This is a genomic window from Fibrobacter sp., assembly GCF_045601785.1.
Classification (GTDB): domain Bacteria; phylum Fibrobacterota; class Fibrobacteria; order Fibrobacterales; family Fibrobacteraceae; genus Fibrobacter.
Map to the genome: position 1 here is coordinate 1 of NZ_JAZSAF010000088.1, position 12,598 is coordinate 12,598.

A 12,598-nucleotide genomic window follows, 5' to 3' on the forward strand; every position below is an offset into this window, starting at 1 on the left:
GTGTTCTTGCCGTTAATCTTCGTCTTGATGTTGGCGCGGCGTGCCTGGTAGTCTTCGAAGTTAGAGCAGGAGCTGACTTCGAGCCACTTCTTTTCCACCGGGGCGTAGACTTCGAGGTCATAGCACTTGGCGGCACCGAAACCGAGGTCACCCTTGCAGAGGGCGAGGCGGTGGTAGGGCAGTCCCAGCTTTTCCAGGAGCTTTTCACCGAAGCGGGTGAGTTCTTCGTGGTCCTCGTAGCTGTGTTCCGGGTGGGCGAAGTAGACCATTTCCACCTTGTTGAACTGGTGCAGGCGGAGGAGTCCGCGGGTATCCTTGCCGTAGGAACCAGCTTCGCGGCGGAAGCAGGCGGAGTAGGCGCAAATGCGCTTCGGGAGTTCGGATTCCGGAATCACTTCGCCGGCGTAAAGGTTGGTCAGAGGCACTTCTGCTGTGGGGATGAGGAACAGGTCGTCGTCCTTGTCGCAGCGGTACATGTCTTCTTCGAACTTCGGGAGCTGGCCCGTGCCGCGCATGGTATTGCGGGTCACGAGGTACGGAGGCGTGAATTCCTCGAAGCCGTTCTTCTGGTGTTCATCCAGGAAGAACTGGATGAGGGCACGTTCCAGGCGGGAACCGAGACCGCGGTAGACCGGGAAGCCGCTACCGGAAATCTTCGCGCCGCGTTCGAAGTCGAAAATGCCGAGGCGTTCGCCCAGGGTCTTGTGGTCCACGCGGGCAAAGTCATCGTTCTTGGTGTAGTAGTCAAACGGAATCGGGCCGTCCTTCTCCACCACGTTGTCGCTGGAATCCTTGCCTTCCGGGGAGCGGGGGGCGATGTTCGGCACGTGCATGAGCATTTCGGTCTGCTTGTAGTCCAAATCCTTGAGCTTCTTGTCGAGTTCGTCAATCTTGTCGCCCAGGGCGCGCATGGCGGCCACGGCCTCGTCGGCGTTCTCGCCCTTCTTCTTGAGGTCGCCAATCTTCTTGGATTCGGCGTTGCGTTCGCTCTTGAGGCGTTCCACTTCGGTGAGGAGCGGGCGGCGTTCGTTGTCGATGGCGAGAACGTCCTTCAGGCTCACTGTGGTGTACTTCTTTTCGGTTTCAGCAATGTAGTATTCCGGATTTTCGCGGATTTTCTTGATGTCAAGCATTTTATGCCTCGGATGATAAAAATTTTACGCGGGAGAATATAGCAACTTTTTGCCTGTTGTGTTTTTCAACAACACAATTTAGTGACATGGAGTAGACCTTTTGTAAGATGGATATATATTATACGATGGTGTATAGAGTAACAAAACTCAAAAAGGAATTCCAAGGAGATAAAAATGAAATTCCCGTTGTTACTTTTTTTGTCTGCAGCCGCGTTTTCGTTTGCCCAGTGGGGCGGCGGTGGCGGAAAAACCATCAATGACTACAAGAAGGTCTCTATTTCGGGCAGGGATGTTCATGTGTACGCTCCGAGCGGCCTTGCGGCCAAGAGCCCCTTGCTTCTTTCGTTCCATGGCATGAACCAGGATCCTGGCTACCAGCAGGAAAACACCCATTGGGAGGCGGTTGCCGATACGGCGGGCTTTGTTGTGGTGTATCCGAGGGGTGGCGAAGGTTATTCTACATGGGATATCGGCGGAGATAAAGATACCAAGTGGATTTCGGAAATCATCAGCCAGATGGTTAAAGATTATGACATTGACCCGAAGCGCGTATACATGTCGGGCTTCTCGATGGGCGGTATGCTTAGCTACCATGCCATGGGAAAAATTGCCGACAAAATCGCCGCATTCGCGCCGTGCTCCGGCTATCTGATGCAAGGAGCGGGAGTTGCCATGCGTCCGGTTCCGATTTTCCACACGCACGGCACCGGCGATGATGTGGTGGGCTACGACGGTCTCGAGAACAACTTAAAATCTTATCGTCAGCAGTTTAATTGCCCCGCGCAGGCAGAGGTGCAGGAAAACTGGCCGCATCAGGGTGATAGGGCGACACTTTATACCTGGGGCCCATGTGACGATGGTGTCTACATTAAGCACTTAAAACTTCAGGGGCGCGGTCACATGCCTTCAAAGAATGAGGTCTCGGACATCTGGAACTTTGTGAAACAGTTTTCTTTGGACGGTGCCAATATTACACCGCCCATCGAGGTTCCGACCAACAGGGATACCGTGTTCAATGGAACATTCTCGGATTCCTTGAAACTTGCCGGCTGGAACCTGCAGCAGCACAGTGGCGAAGGCTCCCTGAAGTTTAGCGAAGGCAAGGCTGAAATCAACGTGACCAAGGTTGGTACTAACGCTTATGATGTCCAGATGATTCAGAAGGGTCTGCACTATGAAAAGGGCCAAAGCTATAAGCTCACCTTTGAAGCCTATGCATCTGTGGCAAGGACTCTCGAAGTGAATCTCGAAAAGGATACCGACCCCTGGACCAGCTACATTGGCGGCGGAAAGACATTCGATCTCGGCACCGAGAAAAAGACCTATGAAATCGTCTTTACTATGGAAGAGCCGACCGACGAAGATGCTCGCATCTCCATCAATGCAGGGCTTGCCACGGGCAGCGTGTTCATTGACAATGTGGTGCTTTCTAAGGCCAGTGCGGGTGATTTGACCGGAATCGCCAACAAGGTTACCGTGTTGAATGTCGAAAGGACCTACAGCGTGTACAACATGAAGGGTGCCTTCGTATGCAAACTGAAGGGGACCCGCATGGGCGATGTCCAGGCGCAGTTGAACGCGATGAACCTTGAAAAAGGTCTTTATGTCGTGAAGGGTGGACTTGTCAACCGCGTATTCTCGGTAAAGTAGTCCTAAACTTCTAGAAACAGATTAACGCAAAAACCATGGCGATGCCGTGGTTTTGTTGTATTTACAGGTTATTCTTTTCTACATTTACAGCATGCTCGCTAAGAAAGTGTCTCGTTTACTTTGTCTTGTGATGGTGGCCCTGTCTGTGGGGCTCCTGAGTGGTTGCTACAGCTTTACGGCGTCTACGCTCCCGAGCCATATCAAAACGGTCAAGATTCACGAAGTCGAAGACAAAACGCTTGATCCGGTGCTTGCGAACAACATTCGCGAAGGCGTTGTCGAAATGTTCCGCAAGAATGCGGGTGGCGTGCGCTTGGTGAACCAAGATGCAAATGCGGACTTCGAGATGACTCTTTTGAGCTATACGAATAAGCCTGAAAACTACAATAGCAACAGCGATGTGGAAACCTACCGCGTCACCATTCGCGTAAGTGTCAAGTTCTACGACAACGTGAAGGAAAAGGTCATTTACGAATCTAAGTCTCTGAGTGCTGAAGGCACCTACGACGTGCAGGCGAACGAGACCGAAGACCGCCATGGCCAAGCCCGCGCCATTGAAAAGATGCAGGACCTGATCATTACCAACGCCCTCGCAAAATGGTAGTCGCTTCGCGACGTTAAATTAATCAGGGCTGCGTTGGCTAAGTGGTAATTACTAAAAAAGCAGAGCTCACGAGACGTGGACTCTGCTAGGGGTTGGTTTGGAGTACTTTCTAAAATAGAAAAAAGAATCTTAAAAAGATTCTTTTTTTTGTAAAATTTTGTAGTAAATTTTACTCGATTGCTACAAAAATTGAAAAAAATAAGCAAATTTTAATGATTGTCTGGAAATCTTTTTACACGTTGAAGTCGCAAACGCTTTCTACGGTGACAGGGTCTTCATTTAGCAATGCCTCGGTCAGGGTGGAGCCCTTGTAGGTGAGCTTGAGCGAAAAGAAAGGCGCGCCCCGTTCAAGGAGTGCCAAGAAAATGAGGTCGCCGTCCCAGTGGGGGAGTTTGGCCACGTCTTCTTTGGGTATCCATTCGAGCGTGCCTTCGTCGCAGTCCTTGAGCGTACCGGTAAATTCGGTCGCCGTGAACAGGTGCATGAATTCGGTCTGGTCCATACCGTCGCTAATGAAGGTAACAATCCCTCTGTACTTAGGGCGAATCAGCGTGAGGCCCGTTTCTTCGAGAGCCTCGCGCTTGATGCAGTCCTCGGGAGATTCCCATTCCTCGAACTTGCCGCCAATACCTATCCACTTGTCCTTGTTGATGTCGTTTTTCTTCTTGACGCGGTGGAGCAGTAGGTACTTGCCGTCTTGTTCGATGTAGCAGAGGGTTGTGTTGAGCATTAACCCAATGCCTTGATGATCGCATCACCCATGCCGGTCGTACCGACCTTGGTGCAGCCTTCCTGGTAGATGTCGCCAGTGCGGAAGCCCTGAGCGATGACCTTTTCGCAGGCAGCTTCGATAGCCTTGGCCGCTTCTTCTTCCTTGAAGGTGTAGCGAAGCATCAAAGCCACGGAGAGAATCTGGGCGAGCGGGTTTGCGATACCCTTGCCTGCGATGTCCGGAGCGGAACCACCTGCCGGTTCGTAGAGGCCGAAAGAACCTTCGGCGATAGAAGCGGACGGGAGGAGGCCCATGGAACCGGTGAGCATGGCGCATTCGTCGGTGAGGATGTCGCCGAAGAGGTTCGGGCAGAGGAGCACGTCGAATTCACGCGGGCGCTTCAGGAGCTGCATGGCAGCATTGTCCACGTAGAGGTGTTCGAGAGTCAGTTCCGGGTAGTCCTTGATGACTTCGTTCACGACTTCGCGCCAGAGCACGCTGGTGGTGAGCACGTTGGCCTTGTCGATGGAGGCGACCTTCTTGTTACGGAGCATGGCGGCATCGAAAGCGAAGCGTGCAATGCGTTCGACTTCGTAGCGGCTGTACTTCATGGTGTCAAAGCCGATTTCTTCCTTGGAGCCCGGAACGCCTTCGCGGCCCTTCGGCTGGCCAAAGTAAACGTCACCCGTCAGTTCGCGGACGGTGAGGATGTTGAAACCGTCACCCACGATGTCGGCACGGAGCGGGCAAGCGCCTGCGAGTTCCTTATAGACGCGGGCCGGGCGGAGGTTGCAGAAAAGCTTGAAGTGCTTACGGAGCGGCAGCAGTGCACCGCGTTCCGGCTGCAGGTTCGGGGGGAGGTGTTCCCACTTCGGGCCACCCACGGAACCGAAAAGAATACAGTCAGAAGCTTCACCGAGCTTGAGGGTGCTTTCCGGCAGCGGGGAACCGCTTTCGTCGTATGCGGCACCACCGACGTTTGCCCATTCGGCGTTCACGTCGAAACCGAACTTCTTGGAAACCACGTCCAGCACGCGGACAGCTTCTTTCATGACTTCGGGGCCAATACCGTCGCCCGGAAGCACTGCAATCTTGTAATTCTTGCTCATCATGAGTCCTTGGTTAAATTTTGAACGTGGTAAAGATAGCATTTTTTATATTTTCGTCATAGATGCTTAATCGAATTTGGCATAGCCGTATCCCTTTCTTTTTTGTTGTGGTTCTTTGCAGCGTGATGATTGGGGGGTGCTACTGGGAAGAAACGGATTCTTCGGCGGATTATCTCCCGATGGACGATTCTTTGTATCCCTATGCGGGGCTTCCGCGAATCGTCATCGAAACGAAGGATTATGCGGGCGTTCGCGACCGTGAAACGGAAATTCCGTCAAGGTTGCAAATTTATGGCGAGAAAGCTCCTGAGAGCGAAGTTCTTGAGTTGACGGTGCGTGGCCGTGGAAATTCAAGCTTTATGATGCCCAAATACGGAATGAAGCTGGAGTTCGAAGACAAGGTGTCCCTTTTCGGGATGCCCAGGAGCAAGGACTGGGCGCTGGTGGCAAACTTTGGCGACAAGACGCACTTGCGAAACTACATGATGACTCGGCTCTCGGAATGGCTCGGGGCAAAATACACTCCCAAGATGCAGTTTGTGGAAGTCTACCTGAACCGCAACTATATGGGGCTCTACCTGCTTGCCGAAACGGTCAAGGTCGCCAAGGACCGCGTGAATATCGAAAAGAACGATTCGACATTTTTAGTTGAAAAGGAAGATACAAAGAAGTATGATCCGCCTTATGTGATTACGGATGACTTTAATTACATATACCACATCAAGTCTCCCAAGGAGCCTTCTGAAGAGTCCCAGCAGTTATTGCTCGACCATTTGAATTTGTTTGAAAATTTCTTGACGCACCAGTATCGGTATCCCCGTGACGAAATCGTGAAGTGGATTGACCTAGACGATTACTTGTTATTCTATTGGGTACAGGAGTATTCCAAGAACGAAGACGGCAACTATGCCCGCAGCGTGTTCTTTACATGGACCAAGGGGGAGCCGATTCATTTTGGTCCGCTTTGGGACTTTGACCTTGCTTTTGGAAACGCTTCTCGCGAACGGAACCAGAATCCGGAGGACTGGTATATCCGTACTTACCGATTAAACTATTATGTGATGAACAGTCCCGTGGTGGATAGCGCGGCAAGCGCCTATTGGCGAAAGCACAGCGATACATTCTATGAACTGATCGACAGCATTCCCGTCTATCGCTCCATTATCGAGCGTGCAATCAAGAACGAATATAGGCGATGGCCCGTGATGCAGAATACCGAAAACTGGGCACTCAAGGACCCCTACGATTCCTACGACGAAGCGGTTGAAACGATGGTCGATTGGATGAAAAAACGCTACCAGTGGATAGACAAAGAAATCAATAATTAAACGTCATTGCGGGCGTAGCGCGGCAATCCATTTTTCTATCTTTGAACCATGCGCAAGATATTTATGGCAGGAATGAGCCACAAGGTGGCTGAGATCTCGATCCGCGAAAAGTTCTACATCCCGATGGATGTGAAGACCGAAGCGTTGAAAAGTTCCCCGTTTGATGAACTTTTGATTCTTGCAACCTGCAACCGCACGGAAGTCTATGTGGCGTCTGATGCTGAAATCTCGGAAGAGTCGCTCGTTCGTTACGTATGCCAGTTGGCTGGCCAGAGCTACGAGAATTTTTCGAAGTTTTTCTACTTCAAGTCCGGCGACGATGTCGCGCTTCATGTGATGAATGTTTGCGCAGGGCTTGATTCCGTGGCGGTCGGTGAAGACCAAATTCTGCACCAGATTGGACGCGCCTACGAAACGGCGCATCAGCTGAATGCGACGGGAAATACCCTGAACAAGCTGTTTCAGGGGGCTATACACACGACCAAGCGCATCAAGACGGAAACTAACCTGAGCAAGCTCAGCTGCAACATTCCGTTCCTCGCGATGAAGCAAGTGTTGAATACTTTCGACGACCTGGAGAACCGCACCGTCTACATTGTGGGCCTTGGTGAAATGGGTTCCCTGATGCTCAAGTATGTGCAGGAAAATACGACGAAAATCTTTGCGAGCAGCAAGACGTTCGCAAATGCCGAAAAGTATGCGGACGTGCTGACACCGGTGCGCTTTGAAGACCGCTACCAGGTGATTGGCAAGTGCGACGTGGTGATTCTCTGCAGCGCCTGCCAGGAACCGATTGTCACGAAGGATGAATTTGCGAAGGTAACTGGTTGTGTTGAGACGTCTAGCGATGGGGCTCCCAAGGCGGGTGCTGTCGATGTGGTGTTTGAACAGCATTGCAGCAAGGTGGCAGAACACCCCGTTGTAAACGACAAGGCTAAGCGTTTGGTTATCGACCTTGGCAGCCCACGCAATGCGGAATCTAGCATCGGTGAACTTCACGGTGTTGAATATGTTTGCGTCGACGATCTCGAAAAAATCGTGTCGGAAAATCGCCGCCTGCGCATGGTGGAACTCGATGCCGCCCAGAAAATTCTGAAGGAAGGCCTAGACGAATTCCTGCAATGGATGCGCATGGACGAAGTCTCGAAGCAGATTAGCGTGCATGCGGAACGCATGGTGAATGTCGCCAACGAAGAGTCCGAAAAATTGTTGCGTTCCTTGCCGGACTTGTCCGAAGAAGACCGCAAGCGTATCGCCATGATGTATGAAAGGTTTGCGAAGAAACTTGCGAACGATTATCTGTACAAGGTGAAGGCTGAAAATTCGCCCGAAGATGTTGAAGTGTTCTTGAAGTGCTTGGAGGCAAACCGTGGCTGATTTGAAACTTCGCATTGCTACCCGCAAGAGTGCGCTTGCCGTAGCGCAGACGACGATGGCGGCTGATTCCATTGTGGCTGTAAATCCGGGACTTTCGTACGAACTGGTTACGATGACGACCGAAGGCGACCGCCGACTCGACAAGTCGTTAGCGAGTTTCGGCGGCAAGGGCGTATTCATCAAGGAACTTGAAGTGGCTCTTCTTGAAGGCCGAGCCGACATCGCTGTTCATAGTCTCAAGGACATGCCCGCCGAGGTTTTGCCCGAATTCAAGCTTGCTGCTGTATTAAAGCGTGAAGACCCGCGCGATGCATTTATTGCCCGTGGGGGAGCTGGCGGCATCAAGTTCATGGATTTGCCCGCTGGAGCCCGCGTCGGTACCGGAAGCATTCGCCGCGTTATACAGCTCAAGGCTCTGCGCCCGGATTTGGAATACGTGCCTATTCGCGGCAACATCCAGACGCGCCTATCCAAGCTTTCGGAACTCGACGGAGTCGTGCTTGCCGCCGCCGGCCTCAAGCGCATGGGCCTTGCCGACCAGGTGACGGAATTCTTCAGCACCGAACAGGTGCTCCCGGCCTCTGGCCAGGGCATCCTGGCGATAGAAACGCTTTCTCGGCCGCGTCATTGCGAGGGCGGTAGCCCGAAGCAATCCATTGACGCAATTCTCGCGCGAGTCAATGACGCCGAAACTTACTGCATCGCTTTTGCTGAAATGGCCTACCTTAAGGCACTCAATGCGGGTTGCCAGTTCCCAGTCGCAAGCTTTGCCGAAATCGTGGGCGGCTCCGACAATCTCAGAATTCGTGGCATTTACTGGGATGAATCCGGCAAGCGCTTGCTCCGCGCTCAGGTTTCTCAGTCTCTTGACGCCCGCGCCGCCGACGCTGTTGCACAGGCCCGCGCCGCCGGCTATGCCTTGGCTGAAAAAATCCGCGAACAGCTGTAAAAATAAAAAATGCCCAGGTGATTACTGGGCATAGTCAAAAACAAAACCGGGCATCGCTGATGTCCGGGTCGATCTATTTTTAGTAAGAGTTGGTGCAGGGGTTGTCGGAACCATCGCTGAAGGTGAACTCGGTTCGGCCTTCTTCCGGAGCCTGCGTAAGGGTGTACAGGGGGCCGACAGGGTCGGACCAGTCGGAAACTTCAACTTGGTCTTCAAGGTACCAGATGACTCTAACGGAACCATAGGAGTGACACATGTCGTATGTGTTGAGCAAGATGAGAGTGTCGGTGACGACTTCCGGTTGCTTGGGCGGATTCTTGCCTGCGGCGGGCTGATAATCGCTGATTCTTATACGGTGCCATTCCCTTGGTGTTTCGTCGTTCCACCTAAATTCGTAGACGACGCTGTCGGCTGCCATGACCGCAGTGTGCTTGATATAGTTTCCGTGCACCACGAGTTCGAATTCGTATTCTTCCTTTGCAGCGTTGTTCTGGAATATGATAGCGGAAACGACCGGTGTCGGGGCGTTGGATGAATAAATTCCCTGATCCGTAGAGTCGCTGCTGTCAGAATCGTTATTCGAAGACGTGGTGGAAGTCTTCTCGGAGTCCTCGTCGTCAGAGTCTTTGCTTGATTTCTTGGTAGAGTCAATATTGACAACGACGCTATCTTCGTATTCAAAAGTGATGCTGCTGGTTCTCGAATTTGTTTTGTCGTTGGAATCGTCGTCTGCGGAAACGGTGCTAGAGCAGGCGCTCAGCCCGATGGCGAACGCAGCGATGATGCCTAATTTCAAAAAGTTGGCGTTTTTCATAAAAAACTCCGTGAGGATATATTTTATCCATAAATATAGTTTTTCTGTAAAGAAAAATTCAATAATTACGTAAAATAATATTTACAATATGATTGCAAGGTGCCCTGTATGTTGCTTGCTCTTCGCTTTTTGTGCCGATGAATTTGTTATTTTGGGTTTATGCTACTCTTTCGCCCGCCAGATTGCTCCGATCGTACTGCTGCGACTTGCCTCGTGGCCGATTCGGGCTATACCGGCAGTGACGCAAGCTTCGCGAACATTTTTCTGCTGCGCAAAAAGTACGGTACGCAGATTGCGTTGCAAGACGGGTTCCTGTTTCGCTACTACAACGGACTGGGGAGTCGCCGGGGCTATGCTTTTCCGCTAGGGGAGGGCGATGCGAGTGCGGCAATCGCGCTTATTGTCGAAGATGCCCACAAATCGGGCCGTCCGCTGGAATTCTGCCTGGTGGATGAGCCGCGGGCACAGATTTTGCGGGAGTATTTTGCAAGCGCTGGGGCGAACGGCGCAGAACCGCCCCTTCATTTTACAGAAAACCGCGGCGACAGCGACTACGTTTACTCCGCAGAAGCGCTAGCGACTCTCGCAGGTAACCAGTACCGCAAAAAGCGCAATCATATCTCGCGATTCAACCGCACTTATACAAACTATGAACTGCGTGAAATTACGGGTGTAAACATCGCCGACGCCCTTGAAGTTGAAAAGCGCTGGCTCAACGTGGAATCTTTAGGCGAATCCGACGTTCCCGACTGCGAGTGTACCTGCGAATGTCGCGAAGCCGCCTGGGCAGAACGCTCCGAAGATGAAAAGTCGCGCTTGGCGGAATATTGCGCCATCCGCGAGGCGCTGGAAAACTTCGACGCGCTCCAGATGCGTGGCGCTGTCTTGTATGTAAATGGCAAGCCCGTCGGTATGACCATGGCTTCTGAAATTGCTCCCGGCGCATGGGATATCCATTTCGAAAAAGTCATCGACGAATACGCCGTGAATGGCGGTTATGCGATTATAAACAAACTATTCGCCGAAAAGCTCTGGGCTACGGGAGCTCATTTGATCAACCGCGAAGAGGACATCAACATCGAAGGCCTCCGCAAGGCAAAACTCTCGTACTACCCGCAAACGATTCTCGATAAAATGCACGTTCGAGTGGGGGAGTGATGCTTTCTCGCGTCCTTTCAAGATCATCCTGTGCCGCCTGCAAATTCTGCTGCTCTTTCCGCAGGCAGAGCCTCTGGGAAACGCCGCTGTTCCCGCCCGAAGTCGTTGAAAAACTCAGCAAGCCCAACGAATACGGCGTGGTGGGGGAGTTTCGCGACGGCCAAATTGTCCTTGGCGGCTACAAAACTGGTGATCCCGAAGAAGAAGTTCCCTGCACCTTCCTGGATCCGCACAAAGGCTGCATTTTAAAGCCCGAAGACAAGCCCTTCGACTGCTCCATCTGGCCGCTCCGCATCATGAATAAAGAGGGTGAACTCGTCATCGCGCTCACGCCCACATGCCCAAGCATCGGCGCGCTCCCGAGCAAGGCCCTCGTGGATCTCGTACAGGACGGTCTCGGCGATAAGATTTTTGAATACGCCAAGACGCATCCGGAAATCATCAAGGAATACCGGGTCGGCTTCCCGATAATTTAATCCGATTGCGTTTTCACGCCTTTAATGCGAACCAAGTGACAAGGCAATCTTCTTGCACTTGGCAATTTCTTTGGGCGTAAGGCCATTTTGCTTATGGGTTCCGCCTTTTTGAATCACGCCTGCAATCTTGAATCCGCTCCAGCAAAGGATTTCCTTGAGGGCGTGAACGGTACCCGCCGACTGCTTGAAAATCAGGTTGAATGGCCATTGAGTAGTGCATGTCGTCACAATGACAGCCTTCTTTCCTTTTAACAGTGGAATCGGGTAATCGCGTTCGCTGTGGTCCATCATGCCGTAAACCCAGCGGTCGAATAGCATTTTGAGTTGCCCGGTCATGTTGCCCCAGTAGCATGGCGAACCGACCACTAGGGCGTCGCATTCTTGCACCAGGCGCAAAATCCGCTTCGCATCGTCCTCCGGCATCACGCAATCGTGAGCGCTGCGGCATTTCATGCAACCGATACACGGGCGAAATTCCAACTTGCAGACATCAATGATTGTTACCTCGGTGCCCTTTTCAAACAGGGTATCACCTATGATATTCAGCATTTGGCTGATGTTTCCGTCTTTGCGCGGGCTTGCATTCAAAATGACCACTTTTCTCATTGTGTCTCCATCCAAAAGAAATGTTCTTCTATAAAACTTTCCCCTGTTAAACACCCCAGAATCTAGAAAATGTCACTTTTAAAAGAATTCTCGGACGAAATCCGATTCTTACGCAAAAACACCCATGTCGATGATTTTCTGCAAGGAGGCTATTGTGTCCTTGTATTTAGTGTTGTCGAAAATAAAGAACCGCGTCACACCTTCGTAGTCCTGCTTGAAAAAGTTTTTTTCGCAGATTTCCTTCAAAAGCTGATTGATGTTTATCCCTGGTTTTGCCGAAGGGCAGATGTCTAATGAACGGCGAATTTCACGAACTTTCTCCAGAAGTTCTTTGAAATGCTCGTCGAATTTAACTAGCGGAAGTATCTTGTGAATATCGTAAATGTGTCGCGATAGACGGCGGGACTTTTGGGTAAGGTAGTAGTCGCAAATGGCGAATATCTTGTCAATTAAAGTTCGCTCCAAAGCCTGAACGTTCATCGTGAACGGTTCCAGTCCATAATCGCACAAAGAAATATCTTTTGCGTAATCTGCGATGTAGTTCCCTATTGGCATCGCTTTGAACGGAAACACTGCCGTGACAAGGCTTGTTTCTACCTTGACTGCAGGGACGATATGTGCGTTGGATTTGCAGAGCGGCTTATATTCGAATATGTAGTTGTTTATGTCGCGGTCGCTTTGC

General features: G+C 51.5%; 13 protein-coding genes. 7 read left to right on the plus strand and 6 right to left on the minus strand.

Features of this window, described 5'->3' with window-relative positions:
* The coding region (gene serS, locus ACKI61_RS15070; RefSeq protein ID WP_407458476.1) for a serine--tRNA ligase at positions 1-1,133 on the minus strand (1,133 nt) is incomplete at its 3' end.
* A gap of 174 nt (positions 1,134-1,307) precedes the next feature.
* Between serS and ACKI61_RS15075 the strand changes: the two genes are divergently transcribed.
* Both ACKI61_RS15075 and lptE read left to right on the plus strand, forming a co-directional pair.
* On the plus strand, positions 1,308-2,783 hold the full coding sequence (locus ACKI61_RS15075; protein WP_407458477.1) for a carbohydrate binding domain-containing protein: 1,476 nt from the start codon (positions 1,308-1,310) through the stop codon (positions 2,781-2,783).
* Positions 2,784-2,874: 91 nt separating this feature from the next.
* Positions 2,875-3,387 (plus strand): LPS assembly lipoprotein LptE, encoded by a 513-nt coding sequence (lptE, locus tag ACKI61_RS15080; protein ID WP_407458478.1) that lies wholly within the window; start codon positions 2,875-2,877, stop codon positions 3,385-3,387.
* 232 nt (positions 3,388-3,619) lie between these two features.
* On the opposite strand, the gene ACKI61_RS15085 is transcribed toward lptE, so the two are convergent.
* Complete coding sequence (locus tag ACKI61_RS15085; protein WP_407458479.1) at positions 3,620-4,117, minus strand: NUDIX hydrolase; 498 nt, start codon at positions 4,115-4,117, stop codon at positions 3,620-3,622.
* Positions 4,117-5,208 (minus strand): 3-isopropylmalate dehydrogenase, encoded by a 1,092-nt coding sequence (leuB, locus tag ACKI61_RS15090; protein ID WP_073321933.1) that lies wholly within the window; start codon positions 5,206-5,208, stop codon positions 4,117-4,119. The genes ACKI61_RS15085 and leuB overlap by 1 nt, the downstream gene beginning before the upstream one ends.
* Before the next feature lie 62 nt (positions 5,209-5,270).
* Between leuB and ACKI61_RS15095 the strand changes: the two genes are divergently transcribed.
* The 3 genes from ACKI61_RS15095 to hemC are packed head-to-tail and all read left to right on the plus strand — an operon-like array spanning position 5,271 to position 8,862.
* Positions 5,271-6,536 carry a CotH kinase family protein gene (locus tag ACKI61_RS15095; RefSeq protein ID WP_407458480.1) on the plus strand — a complete coding sequence of 422 codons (1,266 nt, stop codon included), beginning with the start codon at positions 5,271-5,273 and terminating at the stop codon, positions 6,534-6,536.
* Between the two features lie 48 nt (positions 6,537-6,584).
* Positions 6,585-7,913, plus strand: a complete 1,329-nt coding sequence (locus tag ACKI61_RS15100; RefSeq protein ID WP_407458481.1) for a glutamyl-tRNA reductase — start codon at positions 6,585-6,587, stop codon at positions 7,911-7,913.
* Entirely contained in the window at positions 7,906-8,862 is a 957-nt protein-coding gene (gene hemC, locus ACKI61_RS15105) for a hydroxymethylbilane synthase (protein ID WP_407458482.1), read from the plus strand. Before ACKI61_RS15100 ends, hemC begins: the two co-directional genes overlap by 8 nt.
* A gap of 79 nt (positions 8,863-8,941) precedes the next feature.
* Here the strand turns inward: hemC and ACKI61_RS15110 are convergent, their stop codons facing one another.
* Positions 8,942-9,676, minus strand: coding sequence for a hypothetical protein (locus tag ACKI61_RS15110; protein WP_407458483.1), 735 nt, complete (start codon positions 9,674-9,676; stop codon positions 8,942-8,944).
* 159 nt (positions 9,677-9,835) lie between these two features.
* Here ACKI61_RS15110 and ACKI61_RS15115 point away from each other — a divergent pair, with 159 nt between their 5' ends.
* On the plus strand, positions 9,836-10,834 hold the full coding sequence (locus ACKI61_RS15115) for a DUF2156 domain-containing protein (RefSeq protein WP_407458484.1): 999 nt from the start codon (positions 9,836-9,838) through the stop codon (positions 10,832-10,834).
* A complete protein-coding gene (locus ACKI61_RS15120) occupies positions 10,834-11,310 on the plus strand; it encodes a hypothetical protein (protein ID WP_407458485.1) in 477 nt (158 codons plus the stop codon). Before ACKI61_RS15115 ends, ACKI61_RS15120 begins: the two co-directional genes overlap by 1 nt.
* Positions 11,311-11,331: 21 nt before the next feature.
* Here the strand turns inward: ACKI61_RS15120 and ACKI61_RS15125 are convergent, their stop codons facing one another.
* A complete protein-coding gene (locus ACKI61_RS15125) occupies positions 11,332-11,916 on the minus strand; it encodes a flavodoxin family protein (RefSeq protein WP_407458486.1) in 585 nt (194 codons plus the stop codon).
* 108 nt (positions 11,917-12,024) lie between these two features.
* On the minus strand, positions 12,025-12,598 hold a 574-nt coding region (locus ACKI61_RS15130), incomplete at its 5' end, for a nucleotidyl transferase AbiEii/AbiGii toxin family protein (protein ID WP_407458487.1).

What these genes read in the sequence shown, in the direction of transcription:
- ACKI61_RS15075 (WP_407458477.1), top strand. Translation starts at nt 1,308, where the DNA reads ATGAAATTCCCGTTGTTACTTTTTTTGTCTGCAGCCGCGTTTTCGTTT.
- lptE (WP_407458478.1), top strand. Translation starts at nt 2,875, where the DNA reads ATGCTCGCTAAGAAAGTGTCTCGTTTACTTTGTCTTGTGATGGTGGCC.
- ACKI61_RS15085 (WP_407458479.1), bottom strand. Translation starts at nt 4,117, where the DNA reads ATGCTCAACACAACCCTCTGCTACATCGAACAAGACGGCAAGTACCTA.
- leuB (WP_073321933.1), bottom strand. Translation starts at nt 5,208, where the DNA reads ATGAGCAAGAATTACAAGATTGCAGTGCTTCCGGGCGACGGTATTGGC.
- ACKI61_RS15095 (WP_407458480.1), top strand. Translation starts at nt 5,271, where the DNA reads ATGCTTAATCGAATTTGGCATAGCCGTATCCCTTTCTTTTTTGTTGTG.
- ACKI61_RS15100 (WP_407458481.1), top strand. Translation starts at nt 6,585, where the DNA reads ATGCGCAAGATATTTATGGCAGGAATGAGCCACAAGGTGGCTGAGATC.
- ACKI61_RS15110 (WP_407458483.1), bottom strand. Translation starts at nt 9,676, where the DNA reads ATGAAAAACGCCAACTTTTTGAAATTAGGCATCATCGCTGCGTTCGCC.
- ACKI61_RS15115 (WP_407458484.1), top strand. Translation starts at nt 9,836, where the DNA reads ATGCTACTCTTTCGCCCGCCAGATTGCTCCGATCGTACTGCTGCGACT.
- ACKI61_RS15120 (WP_407458485.1), top strand. Translation starts at nt 10,834, where the DNA reads ATGCTTTCTCGCGTCCTTTCAAGATCATCCTGTGCCGCCTGCAAATTC.
- ACKI61_RS15125 (WP_407458486.1), bottom strand. Translation starts at nt 11,916, where the DNA reads ATGAGAAAAGTGGTCATTTTGAATGCAAGCCCGCGCAAAGACGGAAAC.